Annotated in this window: 26 protein-coding genes; 5 read left to right on the forward strand and 21 right to left on the reverse strand. The window is 71.3% G+C overall.

The window, feature by feature from the left end; all coding sequences use genetic code 11:
- Positions 1-181: 181 nt before the first annotated feature.
- Positions 182-748, reverse strand: coding sequence for a TetR/AcrR family transcriptional regulator (locus tag OHB41_RS13575; protein ID WP_266698279.1), 567 nt, complete (start codon positions 746-748; stop codon positions 182-184).
- Positions 749-884: 136 nt separating this feature from the next.
- Here OHB41_RS13575 and OHB41_RS13580 point away from each other — a divergent pair, with 136 nt between their 5' ends.
- The gene (locus OHB41_RS13580) at positions 885-2,411 is read left to right on the forward strand and encodes an MFS transporter (protein ID WP_266698280.1); all 1,527 of its coding nucleotides are present in this window, start codon (positions 885-887) and stop codon (positions 2,409-2,411) included.
- Here the strand turns inward: OHB41_RS13580 and OHB41_RS13585 are convergent.
- The 4 genes from OHB41_RS13585 to OHB41_RS13600 all read right to left on the reverse strand — a co-directional run bounded on the left by OHB41_RS13585 (position 2,393) and on the right by OHB41_RS13600 (position 8,698).
- Positions 2,393-3,406 carry a 1-aminocyclopropane-1-carboxylate deaminase gene (locus tag OHB41_RS13585; protein ID WP_266698281.1) on the reverse strand — a complete coding sequence of 338 codons (1,014 nt, stop codon included), beginning with the start codon at positions 3,404-3,406 and terminating at the stop codon, positions 2,393-2,395. The two genes, OHB41_RS13580 and OHB41_RS13585, sit on opposite strands and share 19 nt — an antisense overlap.
- A 90-nt stretch (positions 3,407-3,496) precedes the next feature.
- Positions 3,497-5,083 (reverse strand): TROVE domain-containing protein, encoded by a 1,587-nt coding sequence (locus tag OHB41_RS13590; RefSeq protein ID WP_266698282.1) that lies wholly within the window; start codon positions 5,081-5,083, stop codon positions 3,497-3,499.
- 517 nt (positions 5,084-5,600) lie between these two features.
- Complete coding sequence (locus tag OHB41_RS13595; RefSeq protein ID WP_266698283.1) at positions 5,601-7,046, reverse strand: alkaline phosphatase PhoX; 1,446 nt, start codon at positions 7,044-7,046, stop codon at positions 5,601-5,603.
- Positions 7,047-7,276: 230 nt separating this feature from the next.
- Positions 7,277-8,698 (reverse strand): hypothetical protein, encoded by a 1,422-nt coding sequence (locus tag OHB41_RS13600; protein WP_266698284.1) that lies wholly within the window; start codon positions 8,696-8,698, stop codon positions 7,277-7,279.
- A gap of 438 nt (positions 8,699-9,136) precedes the next feature.
- Here OHB41_RS13600 and OHB41_RS13605 point away from each other — a divergent pair, with 438 nt between their 5' ends.
- Positions 9,137-10,963, forward strand: a complete 1,827-nt coding sequence (locus OHB41_RS13605) for a DUF8508 domain-containing protein (RefSeq protein ID WP_266698285.1) — start codon at positions 9,137-9,139, stop codon at positions 10,961-10,963.
- Between the two features lie 61 nt (positions 10,964-11,024).
- Here OHB41_RS13605 and OHB41_RS13610 read toward each other — a convergent pair whose 3' ends face one another.
- The 4 genes from OHB41_RS13610 to OHB41_RS13625 all read right to left on the reverse strand — a co-directional run bounded on the left by OHB41_RS13610 (position 11,025) and on the right by OHB41_RS13625 (position 13,662).
- A complete protein-coding gene (locus tag OHB41_RS13610) occupies positions 11,025-11,759 on the reverse strand; it encodes an SRPBCC family protein (RefSeq protein WP_266698286.1) in 735 nt (244 codons plus the stop codon).
- Positions 11,760-11,778: 19 nt separating this feature from the next.
- The gene (locus OHB41_RS13615; protein WP_266698287.1) at positions 11,779-12,465 is read right to left on the reverse strand and encodes an ArsR/SmtB family transcription factor; all 687 of its coding nucleotides are present in this window, start codon (positions 12,463-12,465) and stop codon (positions 11,779-11,781) included.
- Between the two features lie 397 nt (positions 12,466-12,862).
- A complete protein-coding gene (locus tag OHB41_RS13620) occupies positions 12,863-13,531 on the reverse strand; it encodes a hypothetical protein (RefSeq protein ID WP_266698289.1) in 669 nt (222 codons plus the stop codon).
- A complete protein-coding gene (locus OHB41_RS13625; RefSeq protein ID WP_266698290.1) occupies positions 13,528-13,662 on the reverse strand; it encodes a hypothetical protein in 135 nt (44 codons plus the stop codon). Before OHB41_RS13625 ends, OHB41_RS13620 begins: the two co-directional genes overlap by 4 nt.
- Before the next feature lie 176 nt (positions 13,663-13,838).
- On the opposite strand from OHB41_RS13625, the gene dapA reads away from it, so the two are divergent.
- The gene (gene dapA, locus OHB41_RS13630; RefSeq protein ID WP_266698291.1) at positions 13,839-14,759 is read left to right on the forward strand and encodes a 4-hydroxy-tetrahydrodipicolinate synthase; all 921 of its coding nucleotides are present in this window, start codon (positions 13,839-13,841) and stop codon (positions 14,757-14,759) included.
- Here the strand turns inward: dapA and OHB41_RS13635 are convergent, their stop codons facing one another.
- Together OHB41_RS13635 and OHB41_RS13640 are read right to left on the reverse strand one after the other, a co-directional pair.
- Entirely contained in the window at positions 14,760-15,974 is a 1,215-nt protein-coding gene (locus OHB41_RS13635; protein ID WP_266698292.1) for a WD40 repeat domain-containing protein, read from the reverse strand.
- Positions 15,971-16,531: a SigE family RNA polymerase sigma factor gene (locus OHB41_RS13640; protein WP_266698293.1), complete on the reverse strand. Its 561-nt coding sequence runs from the start codon at positions 16,529-16,531 to the stop codon at positions 15,971-15,973. The genes OHB41_RS13635 and OHB41_RS13640 overlap by 4 nt, the downstream gene beginning before the upstream one ends.
- A gap of 150 nt (positions 16,532-16,681) precedes the next feature.
- On the opposite strand from OHB41_RS13640, the gene OHB41_RS13645 reads away from it, so the two are divergent.
- Both OHB41_RS13645 and OHB41_RS13650 read left to right on the forward strand, forming a co-directional pair.
- Positions 16,682-17,185 (forward strand): hypothetical protein, encoded by a 504-nt coding sequence (locus tag OHB41_RS13645; RefSeq protein WP_266698294.1) that lies wholly within the window; start codon positions 16,682-16,684, stop codon positions 17,183-17,185.
- A 132-nt stretch (positions 17,186-17,317) separates the two neighbouring features.
- Complete coding sequence (locus tag OHB41_RS13650) at positions 17,318-17,788, forward strand: hypothetical protein (protein ID WP_266698295.1); 471 nt, start codon at positions 17,318-17,320, stop codon at positions 17,786-17,788.
- Positions 17,789-17,838: 50 nt separating this feature from the next.
- Here OHB41_RS13650 and OHB41_RS13655 read toward each other — a convergent pair whose 3' ends face one another.
- The 10 genes from OHB41_RS13655 to sufD all read right to left on the reverse strand — a co-directional run bounded on the left by OHB41_RS13655 (position 17,839) and on the right by sufD (position 25,438).
- Complete coding sequence (locus OHB41_RS13655; RefSeq protein ID WP_266698296.1) at positions 17,839-18,111, reverse strand: hypothetical protein; 273 nt, start codon at positions 18,109-18,111, stop codon at positions 17,839-17,841.
- A gap of 595 nt (positions 18,112-18,706) precedes the next feature.
- Positions 18,707-19,696, reverse strand: a complete 990-nt coding sequence (gene dapD, locus OHB41_RS13660; protein WP_266698297.1) for a 2,3,4,5-tetrahydropyridine-2,6-dicarboxylate N-succinyltransferase — start codon at positions 19,694-19,696, stop codon at positions 18,707-18,709.
- Between the two features lie 247 nt (positions 19,697-19,943).
- Positions 19,944-20,507 (reverse strand): TetR/AcrR family transcriptional regulator, encoded by a 564-nt coding sequence (locus OHB41_RS13665; RefSeq protein ID WP_266698298.1) that lies wholly within the window; start codon positions 20,505-20,507, stop codon positions 19,944-19,946.
- Entirely contained in the window at positions 20,507-20,827 is a 321-nt protein-coding gene (locus tag OHB41_RS13670) for a DMT family transporter (protein WP_266698299.1), read from the reverse strand. Before OHB41_RS13670 ends, OHB41_RS13665 begins: the two co-directional genes overlap by 1 nt.
- A gap of 224 nt (positions 20,828-21,051) precedes the next feature.
- On the reverse strand, positions 21,052-21,390 hold the full coding sequence (locus OHB41_RS13675; protein WP_168527540.1) for a metal-sulfur cluster assembly factor: 339 nt from the start codon (positions 21,388-21,390) through the stop codon (positions 21,052-21,054).
- Positions 21,387-21,851 carry a Fe-S cluster assembly sulfur transfer protein SufU gene (gene sufU / locus OHB41_RS13680; RefSeq protein ID WP_266698300.1) on the reverse strand — a complete coding sequence of 155 codons (465 nt, stop codon included), beginning with the start codon at positions 21,849-21,851 and terminating at the stop codon, positions 21,387-21,389. Before sufU ends, OHB41_RS13675 begins: the two co-directional genes overlap by 4 nt.
- A gap of 15 nt (positions 21,852-21,866) precedes the next feature.
- Positions 21,867-23,123, reverse strand: a complete 1,257-nt coding sequence (locus tag OHB41_RS13685) for a cysteine desulfurase (protein WP_266698301.1) — start codon at positions 23,121-23,123, stop codon at positions 21,867-21,869.
- On the reverse strand, positions 23,120-23,884 hold the full coding sequence (sufC, locus tag OHB41_RS13690; RefSeq protein ID WP_168527543.1) for a Fe-S cluster assembly ATPase SufC: 765 nt from the start codon (positions 23,882-23,884) through the stop codon (positions 23,120-23,122). The genes OHB41_RS13685 and sufC overlap by 4 nt, the downstream gene beginning before the upstream one ends.
- 7 nt (positions 23,885-23,891) lie before the next feature.
- Positions 23,892-24,221: a bifunctional 3-phenylpropionate/cinnamic acid dioxygenase ferredoxin subunit gene (locus OHB41_RS13695; RefSeq protein WP_168527544.1), complete on the reverse strand. Its 330-nt coding sequence runs from the start codon at positions 24,219-24,221 to the stop codon at positions 23,892-23,894.
- On the reverse strand, positions 24,221-25,438 hold the full coding sequence (gene sufD / locus OHB41_RS13700) for a Fe-S cluster assembly protein SufD (protein ID WP_266698302.1): 1,218 nt from the start codon (positions 25,436-25,438) through the stop codon (positions 24,221-24,223). The genes OHB41_RS13695 and sufD overlap by 1 nt, the downstream gene beginning before the upstream one ends.
- Positions 25,439-25,497 lie beyond the last annotated feature (59 nt).

The raw sequence follows: 25,497 nt of genomic DNA on the forward strand, positions 1-25,497 counted from the left end.
GGGGCCGTGCCGGTACATCGCAAGCCCGTCGCTCACGCCCGGATCCGGAAACGGACCCCTCCGGGGCAACGTCTGATCCAGCGGCGACGGGCTCGATGTACCGGCACGGCCCCGACCCGCCATCAGGCCGCGCCCGCGCGCACACCCCAGCAGCGCCCCCACCCCCGCAACACCCCCGACGCTAGGGCCGAAGCCCCTCCGTCAGCAGCGACAGGTACCGCCGGATGTACTTCCCCTGGCCGTCCGCCAGCTCCGACGCCGTGGCGACCCCGTGCGCCAGCCGCAGCACCTCGATCGGCTCCACGTCCGCCCGCAGCGTGCCCTCCCGCTGAGCCGCCTCGACCAGCCGTTCGGCCGCGCCCTTGACGGACGTCCCGCACGCGGTGAGCACCGCGCTGCTCCCGTCCGCGACGGCCGATCCGAGCAGCGCCTTCAGGCCGCGGACCTGGATCATCATCCCGCTCAGCTCGTTGAGCCATTCGACCAGCGCCTCGCCGGGCGCGAGTTCCGCGGCGATCTCGTCCGCGCGGGCGGCGATCGCCTCGATGCTGTCGACGTAGACGGCCTCCAGGAGCGCCTGCCGGGTGGGGAAGTGCCGGTACAGCGTCCCGGAACCCACTCCGGCCCGCTTGGCGATGTCGTCGAGGGACGCGCCCTCCCCGTGCTCGGCGAACGCCACGGCGGCCTCCTCGATCAGCCGCTCATAGTTCCGCCGCGCATCCGCCCGCATCGGCTTGACCTGCGTCATTCAGTTACTCCTTGCCAACCGGGGACACTCTCCGTATCTTGGCGAGCATCAAACGGAGACAGTCCCCGCTTTTCTTCGCGGGCGGTCCGCGCTGCCCGCACGCCACTCACCGGGGACACCAGACAGGGAGCATCCCATGTCCACCCCGTCACTACCTTCCACGCCGTCGGTACCTTCCACCCCGTCAGCACGTACCACGCCGCCGGCACCCTCCACCACGTCCACGCCCGGTCCGCCCGAGGCCCCGGAACAGGCCGCCGACCAGCACCCGGCCCGGCTCGGCACCGCTCTCTTGGTCATCGTCACCGCCTACCTCATGGTCGGCGTCGACTCCACCGTGGTCAATGTCGCGCTGCCCGACATCCAGCGGGACCTGCGCTTCAGTCCCACCGGCCTGTCCTGGGTGCTCAACGCGTACACCCTCGCCTTCGGCGGCCTCTTGCTGCTCGGCGGCCGCGTCGGCGACCTCGCGGGCCGCCGCCGCACCCTCGCCTCCGGCGTCCTGCTCTTCGCGTTCTCCTCGCTCCTCGGCGGCCTGGCCACCGACAGCGGCTGGCTGCTCGCGGCCCGCGCGCTGCAGGGCGTGGGCGCCGCGCTCACCGCGCCCAGCACCCTCGCCCTGATCACCACCAACTTCCCGGAGGGCCCCCGCCGCCACCACGCGCTCGGCATCTACACCTCGATGGCGAGCATCGGCGCCTCCATCGGCCTGGTCCTCGGCGGCATGCTCACCTCCTGGGCGTCCTGGCGCTGGGCCCTGCTGATCAACGTGCCGATCGGCGTCTCGGTGGCCCTCGCGCTGCCGCGTGCCGTGACCGAGACCCCCCGGCACGCGGGGCGGTTCGACGCGGCGGGCGCGCTCACCGGGACGGCCGGGACGACCTCACTGGTCTACGCGTTCATCCGGGTCTCGGAGGAGGGCTGGACCGACACCGGGTCTCTGCTCGGCTTCACGACCGCGGCCGCGCTGCTCGCGGGCTTCGTGCTGATCGAGTCCCGGGCCGAGCAGCCGGTCATGCCACCGCACCTGTTCCGCGACCGCAACCGCGCGGGCGGCTACGCCGGCGTGCTCCTGCTGCCCGCGGGCATGTTCGGCGCCTTCTACTTCCTCACCCTCATCACCCAACAGTCGCTCGGATACAGCCCGTTGCGGGCCGGCTTCGCCTTCCTGCCGATGACCGCGGCGGTCTTCCTGCCGCTGCGCTTCGTGCCGCGGCTCGTGCAGCGCGTCGGCGCCAAGCCGCTGCTGCTGACCGGCATGTCGCTCATCGTCGTCGCGGGCGCCTGGCTCTCACGGATCGAGCCCGGTGACGGATACACCGCGGGCCTGCTGGGACCGATGATCCTCATGGGCCTCGGCGTCGGCCTCAGTTTCATGCCGCTCAACGCGACCATCCTGGCGGCCGTCGCCCCGCGCGAGGCGGGCGCCGCGTCCGGTCTGCTGCAGACTCTGCAGTGGCTCGGCGGGACGCTCGGCCTCTCGGTCCTGGTCACGGTCTACGGAACGGCGACCCGGCACGCGACCGGTTCCCCGGCCGCGGTGCTCACCGAGGGCGCGGCCCGCGCGTTCGGTGTCGGCGCGCTGATCGCGGTGGCGGCGCTCCTCGTGGCCGCCCTGGCCATCACCGGGCGCCGCCGACAGGATCAGAAGAGCGCGCTGTAGGCGTTCAGGGCGGCCTGGCCGCCGAGATGCGCGTACAGGACGGTGGAGTCGCGCCCGATCTCGCCGCGCGCCACCAGGTCGATCATCCCGGCCATCGACTTCCCCTCGTAGACGGGATCGGTGACCATGCCCTCGGTGCGCGCCGCCAGGCGCATCGCCTCCAGGGTGGCCTCGTCCGGAATCCCGTACGTGCCCGCGTGGTACCGCTCGTCCAGTTCGACGTCCGAGTCCGTCAGCTCCTTCTCGACACCGATGAGCCGTCCCGTGCCCTGGGCGATCCGTGCGATCTGCTCACGGGTGCGGGCGGGCGCCGCCGACGCGTCGATCCCGAGGACACGCCGCGGCCTGCCGGCCGCCTCCTCCAGGGCGAACCCGGCGACCATGCCCGCCTGCGTCGAGCCGGTGACCGAGCACACCACGACGGTGTCGAAGAAGACCCCCAGATCCCTTTCCTGGGCGGCCACTTCATGGGCCCATCCGGCGAAGCCGAGACCGCCGAGCGGATGGTCGGAGGCACCGGCGGGAATGGCGTACGGCTTGCCGCCGGCCTCCTCCACCTCCCGCAGGGCCTGCTCCCAGCTCTCCTTGAAACCGATCCCGAACCCGGCCCGTACCAACCGTACGTCCGCGCCGGCCAGGCGGCTGATCAGGATGTTCCCGACCCTGTCGTAGACGGGGTCCGGCCACCGAACCCAACTCTCCTGCACAAGAACGCACTTCAGCCCCGCATACGCGGCAACGGCCGCCACCTGACGGGTGTGGTTGGACTGCACCCCGCCGATCGAGACCAGGGTGTCGCAACCCTGGGCGAGTGCCTCGGCGACCAGGTACTCCAGCTTGCGGGTCTTGTTCCCGCCGTACGCCACACCGGAGTTGCAGTCCTCCCGCTTGGCCCAGAGCGCGGCACCTCCGAGATGCCGGGTCAGCCGCTCCAGCGGATGCACCGGCGACGGTCCGAACAGCAGCGGGTAACGCTCGTACGAGGAAAGGGACATGGGGCCGGCCTGCCTCTCCACTCCACCGCGCCCGCGCCCGGGCCGGGCAAGTCACCGCGTCGCCCGATGACTTCCCCGGCGGCCGCGCGCTCATTCAGTCATCCACGGCCAGAGCCCTTCCCTGCCGGACTCGAGCAGGGAGACCATCCGGAACGCCGTGTCCGACAGGCCCCCGAACGTGTGCCGGTTGTCCTTGCCGGACGGGCCGTGGCCGGCCCGGTGGCCGGCGAGGTTCCAGGTGTAGACCGGTACGTGCGCCGGGACCTGCTCGGTCGGGTCGCCGCGGTGGCTGTACGCGGCCTGCTCGTCCGTGACGATGAGCACCCGGTCGTGCTCGCGGTAGTGCGCCCGTACCGCCTCACTGGTGTTCGTGCCACCGAGGTCACCGAACCGCTCCAGCACCTTCAGCACCGACTCGCCCCTGCGGTAGCGCACCCGGTCGCTGCTGGTGCCGAACTGGACGAGGTCCGCGTCCGCCGCGCGCAGTGCGAGCGCCGTGCCGAAGACCGCGGCCGCGTCGGCCCGGTTGAGCTCCGAGCGGTCCGACAGCCGCGAGAAGAACATCGAGCCGGACCGGTCGACGAGCACGAGCGTCCGTCCGGGCAGCGCCGGCACGTTGGCCAGCGAGTGCCCGAGCGCCTGCTCCAGCGGGTACGCCCAGCGCAGCGAGGGCGCGTGCTGGTAGGCGGCCAGGTAGCGGAAGGGGAACTGGCGCGAACGCACCACCTCCGCCGGGTCGCTGATCCGCGTGGCGACACGCGCCGCCACGTCGTCGCCGACACCCGCCTCGTCGAAGTTCCGCAGGTTCCGGACGAGCGCCATCGTGCCCATGGACGGGATCACCGCCTCCCAGGCCGCCTTGTCCATCGGACCCTGGAGCCAGCCCGCCAGCGCCTCCCAGGTGAGACCCGCCGCCGCGAGCCGCTCGGCACCGTCCGGAGCCGTCACGACCGCGCGCCGCTCGGCGACGGGCACCGCCATCAGCTCGCGGTGCGCGACGAGCACACGGTTCGAGGCGGGCGGCTGCGCCGTGTCGGGGTTGTGGCGCCGGTCCAGGGCGTACTGGAACAGCTCGCCCTGCCACGGCTTGTCGGGGTCGGGCGCCGCGTGCACGAGGTTCAGGATGTCGCCGAAGCGGTAGCCCTTGGACGCGGTGTCGTACTTCAGCAGCGACCTGCCGTTGTAGAGACGGCGTACGGCGTCGGCGACGCCGCGCTTGACGGGCTTGGGCACGTTGCGGCCGTACCGGGAGGTCCAGTAGGCGAGCAGCTCGCCGGGCTCGTCGGGTCGGCGCAGCACGGAGGCCACGACCTGACGGTTGGCGGGACCGTCGGTGGCGCCCGCGTCGAGGCGTGCCTTCACGTACTCGGCGGCGCCCATGACCGAGGCGGAGCGCAGGTTGCCGTCGCCGCGCAGCCAGCCGAGCAGGGCGGCCGTCCACGAGGGGTCGTGGACGGCGAGCTCGCGCACCAGTGCGGTGAACCGGTCGTCACGGTCGGTGCCGGTCTCGTAGAAGGTCTGCTGGGAGACGAAGTGGGAGACGGCGAGGAGAAAGAGCTCGGAGCGCGCGTCGCGCTCCTGTCCGCGGCCGCCCTGATGTGTCCGCAGGACGCGGCCGGTCGAGGTGACCCGCGAAGTGGGCTGTGCCTTGGCGGCCTTGGTGTTGAATCGCGCCATGATGAATTCCCCCGAATTCTCGGTACGACGGTGACGTCGTGTTTCGGAGGGAGGCACAGCGAAGGGAGGGTGCCCGAGTTCGGAGGGCGGCGACGGACTCAGCCAGATGCTCTTCCCGATTGAGCTACGCCGGCCGAAGCCGGCGGCGGGACTCGAACCCGCAACCGTCCGATCCAATGAAGTAACCGTCGCCTGCGCACCGGGCACCCACCATGTGCTGCGCCTCCCGAGATCAGAATCGGCGGCGGCATGGGATTCTTTTGCAGAGAAGTAGCCGCAGCCCGCGCACCGGGAGGTGCATGAAGTTGTGGTGTCCAGAGTTCAGGATCGACGGAACCGACAAGGTGCTCTGGCCCCTGAGCTACACCGGCCCGTTGTACCGGTGACGGGATTCGAACCCGCGGCCGCCCCATGATGAGTGGAAGTAGGTCCTGCCTTCGCACCTGGACGTGCATCACTCTAGGAGGCGTACCGCGGGACGGGCGAGCGAATTAACCGCCGGGTGGAAGCGGGGAGTTCAGCCGCGCTTCTGGCGCTTCCAGGGACCTGTGATCGCGAGCATGATTCCGGGCTCCTGGATGTTCGCGAACAGTGTCCGGCCGTCGGGCGAGAAGGTGACGCCGGTGAACTCGCTGTAGGCCGGCTCCTCCGCGGTGCCGATGTTGAGTTCGTTGCGGGCGATCGGGTACGTACGGCCGCTGTCGGTGGCGCCGAACAGGTGCTGGACGCCTTCGCCGTCCTCGGCGATGACCAGGCCTCCGTACGGGGAGACCGTGATGTTGTCGGGACCGTCGAAGGGGCCGTCGGCCGAAGGGTCGGGGTTCACACCGATCAGTACCTTCAGGGTCAGGGTGCGACGCTTGGGGTCGTAGAACCAGACCTGGCCGTCGTGCTGGACGGGGCTCTCCTCGCGGGCGTACGAGGAGACGATGTAGACGCCGCCGTCACCCCACCACATGCCTTCGAGCTTGCGGGCGCGGGTCACCTCACCGGCGGCGAACTGCTTGCGTACGGAGACCGTCCTGGCGTCGCGGTCGGGGACGTCCACCCAGTCGACGCCGTACACGGTGCCGATCTTCGTGGCGCGGGAGAGATCGTCGACGAAACGGCCGCCGGAGTCGAAGCACTTGAAGGCCTGCAGGGCGCCCGCGTCGTCGGCGAGGGTGCGCAGTTGTCCGTGGCCGTGCTCGAAGCCCTGCGGCGGGGTCCAGCGGTACAGCAGGCCGTTGGGCGTCGCGGCGTCCTCGGTGAGGTAGAGGCGGCCGCGCTTGGCGTCGACGACGACGGCCTCGTGGGCGTACCGTCCGAGCGCCTTGATCGGCTTGGGATTCCGGTTGCGACGCCGGTCGGCGGGGTCGACCTCGAAGACGTAGCCGTGGTCCTTGGTCATGCCGCCCTGGCCGGCCTTGTCCTCGGTCTCCTCGCAGGTGAGCCAGGTGTCCCAAGGGGTGTTGCCGCCCGCGCAGTTGGTGGAGGTACCGGCGATGCCGACCCACTCGGCGACCTTGTCGTGGCGTACCTCGACGACCGTGCAGCCGCCGGACGCGGCCGGGTCGTAGACCAGGCCCTCGGTGAGCGGCACGGGGTACTTCCAGCTGTCGCGGGCGCCCTTGAGCTCGTGGTTGTTGACGAGGAGGGTGGCGCCGCGGGGGCCGTCGAAGGTGGACGTGCCGTCGTGGTTGGACGGCGTGAACTCACCGGATTCCAGCTTGGTCCGGCCGCTGTAGGTGATGACGCGGTAGGAGAATCCGGCGGGCAGCGCGAGTACGCCCTCGGGGTCGGGGACCAACGGTCCGTAGCCCACACCGCCGTGCCGGTCCGCGGACTCCTCCCCGACACTCTCGGTGTCGGTGGAGGCGAGGGCGTTCGGAGCGGTGGCGAGGGCGCCCACGCTGCCGGCCAGGGCCACTCCGGCACCGGTGATCGCGGATCGTCTGGCGAAGTCCCTGCGGGTGAGCGACATGGGTGTCTCCTGTGACGGTGAGGATGACCATGGAAGGCTACGGAGGGCCGCGGACGGCGTTGCGGCCACACCGTCCCGCCCTGGCCTGAACGGGAGTTGAACGCCCGGCGACTTCACCGGACTCCCTTCCATGAATCCGTAAGGACTCGGCCACAGGAGCCCAAAACCCCCTCACCCGCCCTCGCGCACCCCGCCCCTCCCCGACCCGGCGCGCGACTGCCGGCCGGGCCTCAGCCCCCTTGTTGGGAACGTGCCTTGAAGGCGGCCTTGCGGGCCTCCTTGGCGACCTTCTTGTCGGGGTGCAGCCGCCCCATCGCCTCCAGGACGTCCGGCGTGGCGGGGTGGTCGACCCGCCACGCCGCCGCGAAGAAGCCGCCGTGCTGCTGCGCCAGGCCTTCCACGAGCCCCTGGAGCTCCGCGGAGTTGCCCTCGGCCGCGAGTTGCGCGGCGACCGTGTCGATGGTGAGCCAGAAGATCATCGCCTCGGACGGCGGGGGCACGTCGACGGCGCCGTGCTCGGAGAGCCAGACCCGGGCGAGGCCGCCCAGCTCGGCGTCGTCGAGGACGTCACGCAGCGCGGGCTCGGCCTCCATGCCGACGAGCGAGAGCGCCTGCTGACAGCGCAGCCGCCGCAGCGGCGCGCCGGCGTCGCCGCCCCGTGCCGCGGCGAGCAACTCCCGTGCGGCGGCGAGGGGTTCACGCCGGACGAGCCACTGCTCGGTCTCGGCCCGGGCCGCGGCCGGCGGGAAGACGCCGGTGCTGTCCAGCAGCGCGTCCGCGCCCTTGTCCGCCAGGTCGCCCACCGCGGGAACGGAGAATCCCGCCTCCAGCAGCCGGGCCCGCAGGCCGTACAGCCCGAGCGGTGTCAGCCGCACCATCCCGTACCGCGAGACGTCCGTCTCGTCGAGGGGGCCGGCCGGCTCCTCGTCGGTGTCCGCCATCAGCGCCTCGTCGACCGGCTGGAAGTCGACGAGTCCGACGGGTTCCAGCAGCCGGAACTGGTCGTCGAGCCGCATCATCGCGTCGGACACCTGTTCCAGCACGTCGTTGCTGGGGTCTCCCATGTCATCGGGCACGATCATCGACGCGGCGAGGGCGGGCAGCGGCACCGGCCCCTCCCCGTCGTCGCTCACGGTCAGCAGGTACAGGTTCCCGAGCACTCCGTCCAGGAACTCGGCCTCGGCCTCGGGGTCCCAGTCCAGCGAGGAGAGGTCGAGCTCCCCGCCCTCCTCCACCGCCCCGGCCAGTTCGTCGAGGTCGGGCACGCTCGCGTCGGCGAGCACCGCCTCCAGGGCGACGAGCCACACCCCCAGGACGTCCTGCGGCCCGCCGGAGGTGAGCAGGGCGAGGTCCGCGCCCGCGGCGACGGTGCCCTCGTCCTCGTCCACGATCTCCACGAGCCCGGCGTCGACGGCGATCAGCCAGGCCTCACTGGCGAGGGCGGCGGCGTCGTCACCGGTCAGCCCGAGCGCGCCGGCCGCCTCCGCGAGCTGCTCGTCGACGAGTTCACCGCCCGCGTCGACCCGCGTGTCCGGCCCGGCCCAGCGGGCCAGCCGCGCGGCGCGGGAGAGCAGCGGCGTGGCGAGCGCGTCCCGCGCCAGCTCCGCTTCGGAAGTCAGCCGCACCGGCGGCAAGGGGGAGCTGTCTGACATCGGCTGGGTTCTCCTCCGAACGATCAGGACCCGACGAGCGGGACCGGACAGGACCCGACGAACAGGACCGGTACAAGCATGACGGACAGGGGTGGGCGTGACGGACGAGGACAGGCGGGGCACGTCAGGGAGTCCGTCGAGGCCAGGAGCCCGCCCTGGACACGCACACCCGGACGCCGCCCCGGAAAACCACGTGGACGACTCAGCCTAGACGGATTTCCACCCATGCCGCCCGGTTCATGTCCCTGCCAAAAGCTGGACACCACCGAAACCTTGACAACTCCCCCGCTCACACACGAGATTGACGCGCGTAGAAGTTCAACGGGGGTTGGGCTCGCCGATTTTTTTCTACGCGCGTCACCGATCCGCACACGGGTCGTGTCCCCCCACCGCTTCGCCCTCGTCCCGGCGCTCATGTAAGTCCCCGGAGGGATTCCCTTGCCGAGCAAGAGAACCGCGCGCATCGGCGCGCTGACCGTAGCCGCGGTCTGTTCCACCGTCTCCGCCGTCGTGCTCACCGCACCGGCCCACGCGGACACCGTCCGCATCCACGACATCCAGGGCACCACCCGGGTGTCCCCGTATGCGGGCCGGCAGGTCACGGACGTCGCGGGCGTGGTGACGGGGGTGCGGACCTACGGCTCGTCCAAGGGCTTCTGGATCCAGGATCCCACCCCGGACGCCGACCCCGCCACCAGTGAGGGAGTCTTCGTCTTCACCAGTTCCACCCCGAAGGTGGCGGCCGGCGACTCGGTCACGGTCTCGGGCACCGTCTCGGAGTTCGTGCCGGGCGGAGCCTCCACCGGCAACCAGTCGGTGACGGAGATCACCAAGCCGGTGGTCACGGTGCTGTCGTCCGGCAACGCGGTCCCCGCCGCCACGGTGATCAACAGCCGTTCCGTGCCGGACGCCTACACCCCCGCCGGTGACACGGCGGCGAGCGGCTCGGTCAACGCGCTCACCCTGGAGCCGAAGAAGTACGCCCTGGACTACTACGAGTCCCTGGAGGGCATGAACGTCCAGGTCTCCGACACCCGAGTGGTCACCGCGACCGACCCCTACAGCGAGCTGTGGGTCACGGTGAAGCCGCACGAGCACGCCAACCGCCGCGGCGGCACGGTCTACGGCGCGTACACCTCGCAGAACACCGGGCGTCTTCAGATCCAGTCCCTGGGTTCGACCGCCGACTTCCCCGCCGCGAACGTCGGCGACGAGCTCGCGGGCACCACCGCGGGCCCGCTCGACTTCAACCAGTTCGGCGGCTACACGCTCGTCGCGAGCCGGCTGGGCACCCTGGACAAGGGCGGCCTGCAGCGCGAGACGACCCGCAAGCAGTCGCGCGGCGAGCTGGCGGTGGCGACGTACAACGTGGAGAACCTGGACCCGGGTGACAGCACCTTCGCCGCCCACGCGGCCGCGATCGTGAACAACCTGCGGTCGCCCGACATCGTGTCCCTGGAGGAGATCCAGGACAACAACGGCCCGACGGACGACGGCACGGTCGCCGCCGACCAGACGGTGAACAAGCTGATCGACGCGATCGTCGCGGCGGGCGGCCCGAAGTACGAGTGGCGTTCCATCGACCCGGTCAACGACCAGGACGGCGGCGAGCCGGGCGGCAACATCCGCCAGGTGTTCCTGTTCAACCCGCAGCGGGTCTCCTTCACGGACCGCGCGGGCGGCGACTCGACGACCGCCGTCGGTGTCACCAAGGTGCACGGCGAGGCGCGGCTGACCGCGTCCCCGGGGCGGATCGACCCGGGCAACACGGCCTGGACGACCAGCCGCAAGCCGCTGGCCGGCGAGTTCGTCTTCCGCGGCCGGACGGTCTTCGTGATCGCCAACCACTTCGCCTCCAAGGGCGGCGACCAGGGTCTGACCGCGCAGTACCAGCCTCCGGTGCGCAGTTCGGAGACCCAGCGCCACCTCCAGGCGACCGCGGAGAACACCTTCGTCAACCAGATCCTGAAGGCGCAGAAGGACGCGGACGTGATCGCGCTCGGCGACCTGAACGACTTCGAGTTCTCGGACACGGCGAAGATCCTGGAGGGTCACGGCGAGCTCTGGTCGGCGATCAAGTCGCTGCCGAAGAGCGAGCGTTACACGTACGACTACCAGGGCAACGAGCAGGTTCTCGACCAGATCCTGGTCAGCCCGTCGATCCGCCGGGACTGCGACTTCGACTACGACAGCGTGCACATCAACTCGGAGTTCTCCGACCAGATCAGCGACCACGACCCACAGGTGCTGAGGTTCAGGCCGTAACCCCGCGTGCGGAAGAGCCCGGCCCCGTCGTCCGGGGGGCCGGGCTCTTTCCTGCGCACGCTCAGGCCGCGAACACGCCGTTCAGCCAGCCCCGCCAGGCGATCTCGTCGCGCTTGGCGTCGGCGTCGGCCGCGAAGTCGTGGACGCTGATGCCGACCGGCGCACCCCAGCGGTTGCGTCCGAAGAAGCGCAGCAACTGGTCCTCGGTGCGCAGGCCGATGAAGTACGGGTTGCGGAAGTCGAGGACGGCGTCGAGGAGTTGTCCCTCGGCTCCCCGCACCCGTACGCGCGCCCCGGCCTCGGTGTCGTCGGCGAGACCGAGCGCCCGCCCCACCGCGGTGAAGGCGTCGGACGCCATGGACGCCTCGGGTCCGTCGAAGGTGGCGAAGGCGACCGGGCGGCCCGCGAAGTGCGTCACGTACTCGCGCAGGGTGTGCAGGTAGAAGTCCGTGTGCCAACTCGCCCCGTCGTACTGGTTGTCCCAGTCCTCGACGAAGATGCCGCTGTGCACATAGCGCACCCAGGAGCGGCGGCCGTCGTCGCGCGGCTCGATGGTCTCGTCGATCTGGTTGAGGGTCTGCTGGGAGATGCCCTCGACGTCCTCGACCCGGCTGGTCAGGCGGTGCGGCGGGTCCCAGTTGGTGAGCGTGGAGCCGAAGGGTCCGGTGCCTCCCTGGCGCGGCTCGAACTCCATCGGCCACAGCCAGCCACCGGTGCCACTGGTGATGGCGTCCCACACCTGCTCCGGGGAGGCGTCGACCTCGAACTCGCGGGCGATCTCGAATTCCTTGGACATGGTGGTGATTCTCCTGGGGTCAGCCCTGTGCGGGCGGGATCGGGGCGGGGGCCGCGGCGGCGACGGCGGAGGCCGCCGAGGAAGCGGCCTCGACGGGAGCGGCGTCGGAGGTCGCGGCGGACTCCGGCTTGAGCGTGGGGTGGACGGCGACGACGATCCGGTGATCCCGGCCGCCCTCCGCGTTCCCGTCGTGGTACTTGCGGATGAGCGCGCCGACCCCCTGCGTCAGCTCCTCGATGAACGCGGCACGGTCGGCGGCGGTCGCGAAGGTCACCTCACCGTCGAGCGCGAACGTGGCGAGCCGCTTGCGGGCCTTGGCCGCGCCGGTGATCAGCGAGCCGACGTCCCGGACCAGCCGGGCGCCGAGCGCGAGCAGCCAGCGGGCCGAGAGCTGGTCGCGGAACCGGTCCGGATCGGGCTGCACGGCGGCGAGCGCGAGCGGCGAGATGACGTACGACGCCGCGGTCGCCCGCATCAGCCGCTCGGTGACGTTGCCCTTGCGGCGCTCGCCCGCCAGCTCGACCAGGCCGTGCCGCTCCAGCGTCTTCAGGTGGTAGTTCACCTTCTGCCGCGGCAGCCCGACCTTTCCGGCCAGCATGGCGGCCGACGCGGGTCCGGCGGCCAGCTCGGCCAGCAACCGGGCCCGTATCGGGTCCAGCGAGACGGCGGCGGCCTCTGCGTCCTCGATCACGGTCACATCCAACATGACTCCACCGTCTCACCGAACACTTTTTTTGTCCAGGCGGGTGGAGTTGTCGGTTGGGTGGCGGGTGATGGGGCGGGGCGGGGTCAGGGGGCGGACCGGGGGGGTGCGCAGGGGCAGCAGAGGCGGGCGGCGCGGGGAACGACAGGGAGAGGTGGCGCGGGCGTGCGCGAAGTCGGCGTCGGCGTCGGCGTGCGCGAGGCCGGCGGCGCGGGCGTGCTGCGCAGGCGTACCGGAGGCCCCCGGCGCGGGCGTGCTGCGCAGGCGTACCGGAGGCCGGCGGCGCGGGCGTGCTGCGCAGGCGTACCGGAGGCCGGCGGCGGCGCGCCGGCGGACACACGGTGCGCGTGCCCGCCGGCGCCCGGCCACGCCACCCCTCTGCCGCCGTCCCGCTCCCGCGCTATCCCCGCTCCCCGCTGTCGTCGAGACGCGCCAGCTGGGTCTGGAACCAGTCGAGCCGGGCCTGCAACAGGGCTGCCTCGGCGACGAGTTCGGCCATCCCGAGCCCGGCGGACGGGTCCACCGCCGCGATCCCGCTCCCGGCGCGGACCCGCAGCCCCTCCCCGGCCAGCCGGGCGAACCCGGCGGGCGACACGGACCTACGGCCGCGTACGCAACCCGCGCAGGCCGCCGTCAGACCGCACCAGCCCGGTCGCCCCCAGCCCGCGTCCGCGAGCGCGGCGGCCACCGCACCGCATGCGCAGGGGCCGACCGTCGCGGTCCGCACCCGCTGGCGGGCGTAGCGGAAACCCCGCTCGAAGCGGATGTACGCGCCGAGGACGGAGACCTCCAGAAGGGCGGCCGCCCGGTGCTCGGTGGTGCACAGCAGCGCCTCGGCCGTGGTGCGGTCGTGCACACAGTGGAAACCGCAGTCGCAGCGGCGGTGCGGCGTACGGTGCCGCAGTCCGTAGACGCAGCGCGCCTCGTCCAGCACTCCGTACGGCAGCGCGCCGCCCAGTGAGACGCCGGTGAACCCGGCCCGGGTGCCGTCCTGGGACAGTACCGGGTGGGCGATCTTGTATCCGGTCGGCGGCTCCGTCGGACGTTCCTCGGGGAGCCGCAGCCTCATCGGGCGACCGGGACCTCTTCGCGCGTGGACGCCTCCGGCTCCGCGGTCTCCGCGATCTGCCGGAGATCCTCTTCGTCCACGCGGACCTGCTCCTCCGCGACTCCGGTGGCGAGTGCCCTGCCCAGCCTCATGACGCCTCCCGCGATCTGCCGTCGACTTCCGTCCTCGCCATGGTGACCCATGGGGAGCCGAGTTGGCACCAGTGCCTCCGGGAAGCCCCCGAAAGAGGCATGTCGTAGCAGTCCTTCTCCTCATGTCGTAGAAGAATTAAGTGGAGCTTCACCATGGGGGTGCCGAGACTGCTCGCATGACGCGGACACCTCGCACCACGACCTCGGCCACACCGACACCTCCCTTCGGCCGCGCGCTCTGCGCGATGGTCACGCCCTTCACCGATGCGGGCGCGCTCGACCTCGACGGGGCGGGGCTGCTCGCCGACCGGCTGGTCCGCGGGGGCTGCGACGGTCTGGTCCTGTCCGGCACCACGGGCGAGTCCCCGACCACGACGGACGCCGAGAAGGCCGTGCTCGTAAGAGCCGTGCGGGAGGCGGTCGGAAACCGTGCGTCGATCCTCGCGGGCGTCGGCACCGCCGACACACGGCACACCGTGGAGCTGGCCCGGCAGGCCGAAAAGGCGGGTGCGGACGGCCTGTTGGTCGTCACCCCGTACTACAGCAGGCCGCCGCAGGACGCCGTCGAGGCCCACTTCCGCGAGATCGCCGACGCCACCGGGCTGCCGCTCGCCCTCTACGACATCCCGGGCCGCACAGGAACCCGCATCGAGCCCGACACCCTGATCCGGCTCGCCGGGCACCCCAGGATCATGGCCGTCAAGGACTGCGCGTACGACCTGCTCGGCACCCAGAAGGTGCTGGCCCGGACGGAGTTGGCGTACTACACCGGGTGCGACGAGTACGTGCTCGCGCTGCGGGCGGTCGGCGGGACCGGCTACGTCAGCACGGTGGCGAACGCGGCGCCGGGCGCCTTCCGCGCGATCCTCGACGCGTTCGACTCCGGCGACACCGCCGAGGCGGCCCGGCGCCAGCGGCGGGTGATCCCGCTGGTCGAGGCGATGATGTCGGCCGGTCTGCCCGGCGCGGTCACGGCGAAGGCCCTGCTCGGCCGGCTCGGCCTGCCCGCGGGTCCGGTCCGCGCGCCCCTGCGGTCCGCCGGCCAGGAGGTGACCGGCGGTCTGCTGGCGGTCTACGAAGAGCTGGTGGCCGGGTGATCAGCGGTCGGCGAAGACGGGCTCCCACAGCTGCCGCGTCGGGTCGCTGTTCAGTGCCGGGCCACCGCTCAGCGGTACGACCTTGTCGCTGCCGATCGTCACCAGCACGAGCCGGGGCCGGTACAGGGTCCCGCCCGGGAGCCTCTCCCAGGCGATGAGCCTCTTGTCGTCGACCCAGGCGAGCAACTCCGCTCCACGCACCAGGGTGATCCGTTTGCCGGTGCGCGGATCGAGGAGCGCGGAATACGACTTGTCGGGCTTCTCGCGCGTCAGGCCGCTCGCGGCGAGGCCGCCGTCCGGGGACAGCCGCGCGCCGACGTCCGCCCGGAGGTACAACTCGTCCGCGGGTGCGGGCACCTTCGCGCCCTCCAGGTCGTAGAACTGCTGCGTGCCGTCCCGGCCCCCCGGCACGACGACCCGGGAGTACACCAGCCTGCCGTCGCGGCTGAAGGCGAAGTCCTCACGGGCTCCGGTGTAGCGGCCGGATGCGACACCGCTCCAGGTCCCCTTGCCGGAGGCCACGTCGACGACGAGGAACCCTGACCTGCTCGACCCGCCGTAGCGCGCCATCCAGTCGGTCCCGGAGGGGCCGTGCACCTTGTCGCGCAGGTCCGGGTTCTCGTCGTAGGTCGTCGCGACGAGCCTGCTCCCGTCCCGGGAGAACGCGAGTCCCCCCACCCCGTGGTCGACCGGGATCCACCGCTCGATCCTGCCGGTGGTGAGGTCGAGCAGACCGATCCGGCGGGTGGGCAGGTCCTGTTCCAGGACGGCGGCGGTCCGCAGACCGGGGGCGAGGGCGACGAAGGACCACTTGGTGCTCTTCTCGTACCGTCCGGACCTCGGGTCGAGCAGCCAGTAGGTACGGGCGTAGACGGCGCGGTCCTTCGTCCGTGGCACGGCCTGCGCCGTGTAGTACGCGCCCAGCGCCACATTTCCGGCCGCGATGAGGTCGCGCGGCGGCGACTGGTCCGGGTGGGCGCTCAAACCGGTTCCGTCCAGAACGCTCGCGGGGCGCACGTCGTCCCGGCCGGAGACGAGCGGCACCGCCACGGCGACGGCGACCACCGCGGCTACGGCCGCGGCTACGGAGCCGAGCGTACGGACGCGACGGCGCCGGCGGACGGTCAGCACGCGGTCGGCGAAGCCCGGCCCCACGGAGGGCTGTTCGGCGGCCTGCTCCCGCAGGGAGTCGCGCACCAGTTCCTCGACGTTCACGATCGCACCTCCACGGGCGAGAAGTCACGGGACGGCTGCTGCCCGGCGTCCCCGGTTCCCAGCGCGGCCAGTTCAGGGGCGAGGGCGCGGAGCCGGGCGAGCGAGCGGTGTGTCGTGGACCGCACGGTCCCGACGGAGCAGCCGAGGAGCCGGGCCACGTCCGCCTCGGGCAGATCCTCGAAGTAGCGCAGCACGAGCACGGTGCGCTGGCGTGCGGTGAGCCGGGCCAGCGCTCCGCGCATCACGACGCGCAGCTCGGCCGCGGCGGAGGAGTCCGTGCCGTGGCGCGCCCCGTCCGGCGGCTCGGCGACACTCACCTCCCGCCGGGGCCACTTCAGCCGCCAGCGGCTCACCTGCTGCCGGTACAGGATCTGCCGTACGTACGCCTCGGGTTCGTCGATGCGGTGCCAGCGCCCGGCGGCCTTGATCAGGGCGTTCTGCAGCAGGTCCTCGGCGGCGTGCCGGTCCCCGCCGCTGAGCAGGACGGCCGTCCTCAACAGCGCGGACGACCTGTTCGCCACGAACTCCCGGAAGTTCTCCTGTGCGTCGGCATCCATCGTCACCTTCGTCTTTCCCGAGGGTCTTCTCCGACGGCCCTTGCCGTACTCCCCTGTGCCCCGTGTGACGCGCGGAGCCGCCCCCCGCTATGCCTCCGACCCGAGGGAAATTATCGGCCTCCTCCAACCGGTGTCCCCTACGGTGGCCCCGTGAGCCGACCGCTGCTGTTCCTCGACGTCGACGGCCCGCTGAACCCGTACGCGGCCCAGCCGGAGCGCCGGCCCGAGGGGTACACGACGATCCGGGTGACGCTGACCCCCGGCAGGCCCCTGCGTGTCTGGCTCCACCCCGGGCACGGCCGTGCCCTCCTGGACCTCGGCTACGACCTGTGCTGGGCGACCACCTGGATGGACGCCGCCAACCGCCACATCGGGCCGGTCATCGGTCTGCCCGCACTCCCGTACGTCGACTTCACCGGCGCCCTGTTCGCCGCACGGCCGGACGGCGTGCACTGGAAGACGGAGCGGATCGTGACGTACGCGGCCGGCCGGCCCTTCGCATGGGTGGACGACGAACAGTCCCCGGCCGACGACACCTATGTGGCCGCCCACCACCCCTCCCCCGCGCTCCTGCACCACGTCGACCCCCGACGGGGTCTGCTCGCACCGGACTTCACGGCCCTGGAGGAGTTCGCGGCGACGCTGCCCGCGTAGCGGGTCCCCCGGCCTCTCCTGTCGCGGAAACCCGTGGCTCCCCGCTGTCCCGGCACCCACGTGCGGTCGCCCGATCTTCCGAGCTGCTGCGGCGTGGCCGCTAGGATCGGCCCATGACGTCCCCTCAGGCGGATGCCGCGTAGATCTCCGCGCGAGCTGCGGGCCACCGTGCCCGCCGGCCGAAGCGCTGGTGCGGTGAGCACGCTCCTCATCAGCACGTGTCCTGGGCCGCCGGTGTGTGCTGCCCTGCACACGTACCTCTTCGTCGACGGCCTCGACGTGGTCGCGCGCAGCGACAGCAGAATGGCCGGCCTCGATCCGATGCGGCTGCTCCGCCCGGGCGGACCGCTCCGTCCGGCGGATATGCCGTGCAGGGTGGAGGTGGCGGCCCAGGAGCGGCCCGAGCCGGGGCCCGACAGGCTGACCGTCCGGGTCCGGCTCCGGGGCGAGACGGTCGTCTGGTCCGGCCTGATGTACCCGGGCCTCGACGGGCGGGTCGTCGAGGAGGTCCGCTTCCGTCTGGAGCAGTACCTGGGCGAGGTCGGGCGCGCCTACGCGGCGTTGGAGAACGGGCTGGTGATCCCGCCCGGTGAACCGGGGTGAGGCGCGGTCGTCCGTCGCCGTCGTCGACGGACGTCACGCGGTCGGACAGCTCAGCCGGTGCCGAAGGAGGCGATGACGCGGGCCGGGGCGCGGAGGGTGGTTCCGGTGGGGGCGCGTTCGATCAGGATGCTGACACCCGGGCCGGGGCCCGTGCCCTGGTAGCTCCAGGCAGGTCCCTTGAGAGCGGGGCCGCACAGTCCGTCGGGCAGCTCGCTGTCGCCCTCACGTAGCCCGTATGCGCTGCCGTCGTTCTCGTCGAACAGGGAGTCCCCCTCCGGGACGAGTCCCGCGCGGTGCAGATAGTCCGGCATCTGGTCGCTCAAGGAAGGAGACCTCGGCGAAACCCTGCTTCGTGAGGTAATGGACGTCCGTGGCGTCGGCGGGGATCGGCACGCCCCCGAGCACGATCCTCCCTGTCAGCGCGGCGTCGCTGCCGTCACAGGCCCGGGCGTCCCCGAACGGGTGGAACAACTCGTCCTGGAACAGCCAGAACGCGCCTCCCGCCACTACGGCGACGAAGGCGAGGCCGACGACCACGACCGCCGGGCTCAGCAGTCCCCATCGCCGTATGGAGCCCTCGCGAACCGCGTCGTCCGCGCCCTCGGGATACGACGTTTCGTTCGTCTCCTCCGCTACGACGCCCCCGCCGCCCGCTTCCGCCTCACCCATGAAAGCCCCCTCAGACTGCCCGCCCGTGATCACGGGCAGCATAGGTGAGCCGAACGGCGCGAACCCCGGGCACAGTTGACTTCAGCGATGTCACCCGACGCACGAGCGCCCTCCCGGGCCGTCCTCGGGCCGTGGAAGGGCGCTCGGTGGTGACCGGCGTCGACGACTGCCGACGACTCGGCAGCGGGTCGGGGCGGTGGTCGATGAGGCGGCCGCACGTCACGGCCGCCAGTTATCAGTCCTCAGTTGTCAGTTGTGGCTGTGCAGGATCTCGTTCAGTCCGCCCCACACCGCGTTGTTCGGCCGCGCCTCGACGGTTCCGGTGACCGAGTTGCGGCGGAAGAGGATGTGGGAGGCGCCGGAGAGTTCGCGGGCCTTGACGATCTGGCCGTCGGGCATGGTCACGCGGGTGCCCGCGGTGACGTACAGGCCCGCCTCGACCACGCACTCGTCGCCGAGGGCGATGCCGACACCGGCCTCGGCGCCGACCAGGCAGCGCTCGCCGATGGTGATGCGGACGTTGCCGCCGCCGGACAGGGTGCCCATGGTGGAGGCGCCCCCGCCGATGTCCGAGCCGTCACCGACCACGACGCCGGCCGAGATACGGCCCTCGACCATCGAGGTGCCGAGGGTGCCCGCGTTGAAGTTCACGAAGCCCTCGTGCATCACGGTGGTGCCCTCGGCGAGGTGCGCGCCGAGCCGGACGCGGTCGGCGTCGGCGATACGGACGCCCTTGGGCGCGACGTAGTCCGTCATGCGCGGGAACTTGTCGATGGACGTCACCTGGAGGTGCAGCCCCTCGGCGCGGGCGTTGAGCCGCACCCTCTCGACGTCGTCGACGGCGACCGGGCCGAGCGAGGTCCAGGCGACATTGGCGAGGTGGCCGAAGATGCCGTCCAGGCTCTGGCCGTGCGGGCGTACGAGACGGTGCGAGAGCAGGTGCAGCCGCAGGTAGGCGTCGTGCGCGTCGATCGGCTTCTCGTCCAGCGAGGCGATGACCGTGCGGACCGCGACCACTTCGACGCCTCGGCGGGCGTCGGACCCGACGGCTTTGGCGGCGCCTTCACCGAGCAGTTCGACGGCACGCTCGGCGGACAGCCGCTCGGTGCCGGCCGGGCCGGGTTCGGTGGACAGTTCGGGCGCGGGGAACCAGGTGTCGAGGACGGTGCCGTCGGCCGTGAGGGTGGCGAGGCCCGCGGCGACGGCGCCGGTGGTGCGCGTAGCAGTCGTGTCGGTCATGGGTGAAACCTAACGCGGCGCGGGCCGCGCGGGCCAACCGGTGCCACCGCCGTCTCATGTCCCGGGCGAACCGCGCCCCCGCGCCCCCAGTCCCCTGTGACGGGGCGACCCGCGCACCCGCCGTCGCGTGCGCCGGACGACCGGCCCGCCCGGCGGCCCGCCCCGCCGGGGCACGGCCCGCGCACCGTACGCGGCGGCTCCGGACCGGCGCGCGGGTGCTCTCACGGGCACCCGCGCCCACCCGCTCTCAGCCTCCGGCTCCGCTCCCGTCTCCGCCGATCAGCCGGCTCAGCACCTCCCGCGCGTACGTCTCGTCGTAGATCCCCCCGGTCAGCAGCACCTGGAGACAGATCCCGTCCACCATGGCCACGAGCGCCCGCGCGGTGACGGGGTCGGTGCGGCGGGCGAGGGGGTCGACGAGGCCCTGGACCCAGGCGGCGGCGACGGGACGCAGGGCAGGGCGGCGCAGGGCGGCGAGGTACAGCTCGTACTCCAGCTCGACCCCCGTGCGCTCCCCGGCGAGCCAGGCGCCCATGAGTCCGGCGAGTTCGCCCGCGAGGTCGACGCGGGGGTCCTCCAGCGCGCCGCGCGCGGCGACCATCTCGGCGAAGCCCTCGTTCGCCTGGCGCAGGGCGGCGACCATGAGTTCGTCGAGGGTCTTGAAGTGGTAGGTGGTGGAGCCGAGCGGCACGTCGGCCTCGGCGGCGACGGAGCGGTGGCTCAGCCCGGCGAGCCCCTTGCTGCCCACGACCCGGATCGCCGCGTCGATGATGCGCTGGCGTCGCTCGGGGTCGTAGCGGCGCGGGGCCATCAGTGCGCTCCGCCCAGGTTCAGCACCACGACCCCGCCGATGATCAGCAGTATCCCGGCCACCTTGGTGACGGTGAGCGCCTCCCCGAGGAAGAGCGTGCCGATCGCGGCGATGACGGCGGTCCCGGCGCCGGCCCAGATCGCGTAGGCCGTGCCGACCTGGACGGTCTTGAGGCACTGCGCGAGCAGGAGGAAGGCGACGACGTATCCGAGGGCGGTCACCAGCGACGGCCACAGCCTGCTGAAGCCCTCGCTGTACTTCATGGCGGTCGTCGCGGCCACCTCGGAGACGATGGCTCCGGCGAGCAGCAGGTATCCCATGTGTACAAGGGTACACATGGATGCGTACGACCGTACACAAGGCGGTCGCGCGCTTCTGACGGCCGTCGACGGAGCGGAAACAGGCGTGACCCCCGGCGCACTGCCGGGGGTCACGCCTGTACGAGCGGGGTGGGCGTCCCGATCGGACGCCGCCGCGGAGGGCCGGACCGATCGGACGTCGGAGCGGACGATCGGTTCGGACGTCGGTCGGAGCGGCCGACCGGTCAGACGTTGAAGCCGAGCGCCCGAAGCTGCTCGCGTCCGTCGTCCGTGATCTTGTCCGGGCCCCACGGCGGCATCCACACCCAGTTGATGCGCAGCTCGTTGACGATGCCGTCCGTGGCGGACTTGGCCTGGTCCTCGATGACGTCGGTGAGCGGGCAGGCCGCGGACGTCAGGGTCATGTCGATCGTCGCGATGTTCGCGTCGTCGATGTGAATGCCGTAGATCAGGCCGAGGTTGACGACGTCGATGCCCAGCTCGGGGTCGACGACGTCGTACAGCGCCTCACGGAGTTCGTCCTCCGAGGCCGGCTTCGTCGTCAGGGTCTCGTTCTCGCTCATGCCGTCTTCCTCTCGGCGCTCTCGCCCAGAGCCTGGGCGGTCGCGTCCTTCCACGCCATCCAGCTGAGGAGGGCGCACTTGACCCGGGCCGGGTACTTGGAGACACCGGCGAACGCGACCGCGTCCTCCAGTACCTCCTCCATCGCGTCGTCCGGCTCGGTGCGGCCCTTGGACTGCATGAGCTCCAGGAAGGTCTCCTGGATCTTCTGCGCCTCGGACACGTCCTTGCCGACGAGCAGGTCGTTGAGCACGGACGCCGAGGCCTGGCTGATGGAGCAGCCCTGCCCCTCGTACGAGATGTCCGCGATCTGTTCGCCGTCGTACTTCACGCGCAACGTGATCTCGTCGCCGCACGTCGGGTTGACGTGGTGCACCTCGGCATCGCCATCCCGCAAGCCCCGCCCGTGCGGGTGCTTGTAGTGGTCCAGGATGACTTCCTGGTACATCGAATCCAGCTTCACGATCCAGCCAGCCCCTCAGCCGAAGAAGTTCCGGACGTGCTCCAGGCCGTCGACCAGAGCGTCGATCTCGGCCGGCGTGGAGTACAGGTAGAACGACGCTCGCGTGGTCGCAGGAATTCCGTACCGCAGGCAGACCGGGCGCGCGCAGTGGTGTCCGACCCGGACCGCGATGCCCTGCTCGTCCAGGACCTGGCCCACGTCGTGCGGATGGATGTCACCCAGCGTGAACGAGATCGCCGCGCCACGGTCCTCGGCCGTGGTCGGGCCGATGATCCGCAGGTCGGGAACCTCGGTGAGCCGCTTCACCGCGTACTCGGTGAGCGCGTGCTCGTGGGCGAGGATCTTGTCCATGCCGATCGAGTTCAGGTAGTCGATCGCCGCGCCGAGACCGACCGCCTGGGCGATCGGGGGGGTGCCCGCCTCGAACTTGTGGGGCGCCGGGGCGTATGTCGACGAGTGCATCGACACTGTCTCGATCATCTCGCCGCCGCCCAGGAACGGGGGCAGGTCCTCCAGCAGCTCCTGGCGGCCCCAGAGGACGCCGATGCCCGTCGGGCCGCACATCTTGTGGCCGGTGAAGGCCACGAAGTCGGCCTGGAGGGCCTGTACGTCCAGCGGCATGTGCGGAGCGGCCTGGGAGGCGTCGATGCAGACCAGTGCGCCGACCTCCTGGGCGCGGCGCACTATCGCCTCGACCGGGTTCACGGTGCCCAGGATGTTCGACACCAGCACGAAGGAGACGATCTTCGTCTTCTCGGTGATGATCTCGTCGATGTTCGAGAGGTCGAGACGGCCGTCGTCGGTCAGGCCGAACCACTTCAGTTTCGCGCCCGTGCGCTGCGCCAGCAGCTGCCACGGGACGATGTTGGAGTGGTGCTCCATCTCCGTGATGACGATCTCGGTCTCGTGGTCGACCCGGTAGGGCTCGTCGGCCCAGCCGAGCATGTTGGCCACGAGGTTGAGCGACTCGGAGGCGTTCTTGGTGAAGATCACCTCGTCGCGGCTCGGCGCGTTGATGAACGCGGCGACCTTGTCGCGCGCGCCCTCGTACAGCGCCGTGGCCTCCTCGGCGAGCACATGCACACCGCGGTGGACGTTGGCGTTGTACTGCTCGTAGTAACCACTGAGGGCGTCCAGCACCTGGCGCGGCTTCTGCGAAGTCGCCGCGTTGTCCAGGTACACGAGCTTCCGGCCGTCGTGGACCTGTCGGTCCAGGATGGGGAAGTCCTTGCGGATCGCCTCGGTGTCGAGGAGGCCCGGCAGCTGCGTCACGCTGATACGCCACCCTTCGTGTAAGCCTCGTACCCCTCGTTCTCCAGCTTGTCGGCGAGCTCGGCACCGCCGGACTCGACGATCCGACCGGCGGAGAAGACGTGGACGAAGTCAGGCTTGATGTAGCGCAGGATGCGCGTGTAGTGCGTGATGAGCAGGGTGCCCACCTCGCCGGACTCGCGGACGCGGTTCACGCCCTCGGAGACGACGCGCAGGGCGTCGACGTCCAGGCCGGAGTCGGTCTCGTCGAGGATCGCGATCTTCGGCTTGAGAAGCTCCAGCTGAAGGATCTCGTGGCGCTTCTTCTCACCGCCGGAGAAGCCCTCGTTCACGTTGCGCTCGGCGAAGGCGGGGTCCATGGAGAGGCGCTCCATGGTCTCCTTGACCTCCTTCACCCACGTACGCAGCTTGGGGGCCTCGCCGCGGACGGCGGTGGCGGAGGTACGCAGGAAGTTGGAGACGGAGACACCGGGGATCTCGACCGGGTACTGCATCGCCAGGAACAGGCCCGCGCGGGCGCGCTCGTCGACGGACATCTCCAGGACGTCCTCGCCGTCGAGGGTCACGGTGCCACCGGTGATCGTGTACTTCGGGTGGCCCGCGAGCGAGTAGGCGAGGGTCGACTTGCCCGAGCCGTTGGGGCCCATGATGGCGTGCGTCTCGCCCTGCCGGACGGTGAGGTCGACGCCCTTGAGGATCTCCTTCGTGGCGTTGTCGGCCTCGACGGTGACGTGCAGGTCGTGGATTTCAAGCGTAGCCATGGGTTCCTCAGGACTCCTGGGAGAGGGAGACGAGCACGTCGTCCCCTTCGATCTTTACGGGGTAAACGGGGACGGGGCGCGTCGCGGGAAGGCCGGACGGTTTGCCGGTGCGGAGGTCGAACGCGGAGCCGTGCAGCCAGCACTCGATCTGACAGTCCTCCACCTCGCCCTCGGAGAGCGAGACGTTCGCGTGCGAGCAGATGTCGTTGATCGCGAACACCTCCCCCTCGGTCTTCACGACCGAGACCGGCGTGCCGTCGAGTTCCACCCGCTTCGGGGTGTCCTCCTCCAGCTCGCTCAGCCCACAGGCGCGTACGAACGTCGTCGAGGCAGTCATCAGAGCGACGCCTCCAGCTCCTCGTCGATCTTCACGAGAAGCCGCTCTTCGATGTCGTCGACGCCGATCTGCTGGACCAGGTCGGCGAAGAAGCCGCGGACGACGAGCCGACGGGCCTCGTCGGCCGGAATGCCGCGGGCCATCAGGTAGAAGAGCTGCTCGTCGTCGAAGCGGCCGGTGGCGGAGGCGTGACCGGCGCCGACGATCTCGCCCGTCTCGATCTCCAGGTTCGGCACGGAGTCGACCCGGGCCCCGTCGGTCAGAACCAGGTTGCGGTTCATCTCGTAGGTGTCGGTGCCCTCGGCCTTGGCCTCGATGAGGACGTCACCGATCCACACCGCGTGGGCGCCGTCGCCCTGGAGCGCGCCCTTGTACATGACGTTGGACTTGCAGTGCGGGGTGTTGTGGTCCACCAGGAGGCGGTGCTCCTGGTGCTGGCCGGCGTCCGTGAAGTACAGGCCGAACAGCTCGGCCTCGCCGCCGGTGCCGGCGTAGGCGACCCGCGGGTGCAGGCGTACGACGTCGCCGCCGAAGGTGACCACGAACGACTTGAAGGTGGCGTCCCGGCCGATCAGGGCGTTGTGCTGGCCCACGTGTACGGCGCTGTCGTCCCAGTCCTGGACGGAGACGACGGTGAGCTTGGCCCCGTCGCCCAGCACGAAGTCGACGTTGGCGGCGAGCACCGCGTCGCCCGTGTGGTCGATGACGACGACGGCCTCGGCGAAGGCTCCGAGCTCGACGACCTGGTGGCCGTAGGCGACCCCGCCCTCGCCGTGCACGGCGATGCGGATCGGCTCGGTGAGCACCGTCTCCTTGGGGACGGTGACGACACCGGCCTTCTCGAACGCCGAGTACGCCTGGGCGGCGACGCGGTCGACGGGGGTGCCCGCCGCGCCCAGCCGGGCGTCGTCGCGGCCGACGGTCTCCACGACGACGCCCTCGGGCGCGTCGATGTCGACCTTCACGCCGTCACCGGTGGCGACCGCGGTGCCGTCGTGCAGCCCGCGCAGGCGCTCCAGCGGCGTGAACCGCCACTCCTCCTCGCGGCCGTTGGGGACCGGGAAGTCCGCCACGTCGAAGGACGGGGGCGCGCTCATGCGTGTGGCGACGGTCGACTCGGCGGCCACCGCGATCTGCCCGGCGGTGGTGGAACCCAGGGGTGGGGGTCCCCCCGCCCGAACGGAGTTGAGGGTGGGGGAGTTCTGAGCCTCGGCCATGGCTGTCGGTCTGCTCTCTTTCCTGCGTCGGTTGAGATCCTCGGGCCCGCCGGGAGAGG

This window comes from Streptomyces sp. NBC_01571, from assembly GCF_026339875.1.
Classification (GTDB): Bacteria; Actinomycetota; Actinomycetes; order Streptomycetales; family Streptomycetaceae; genus Streptomyces.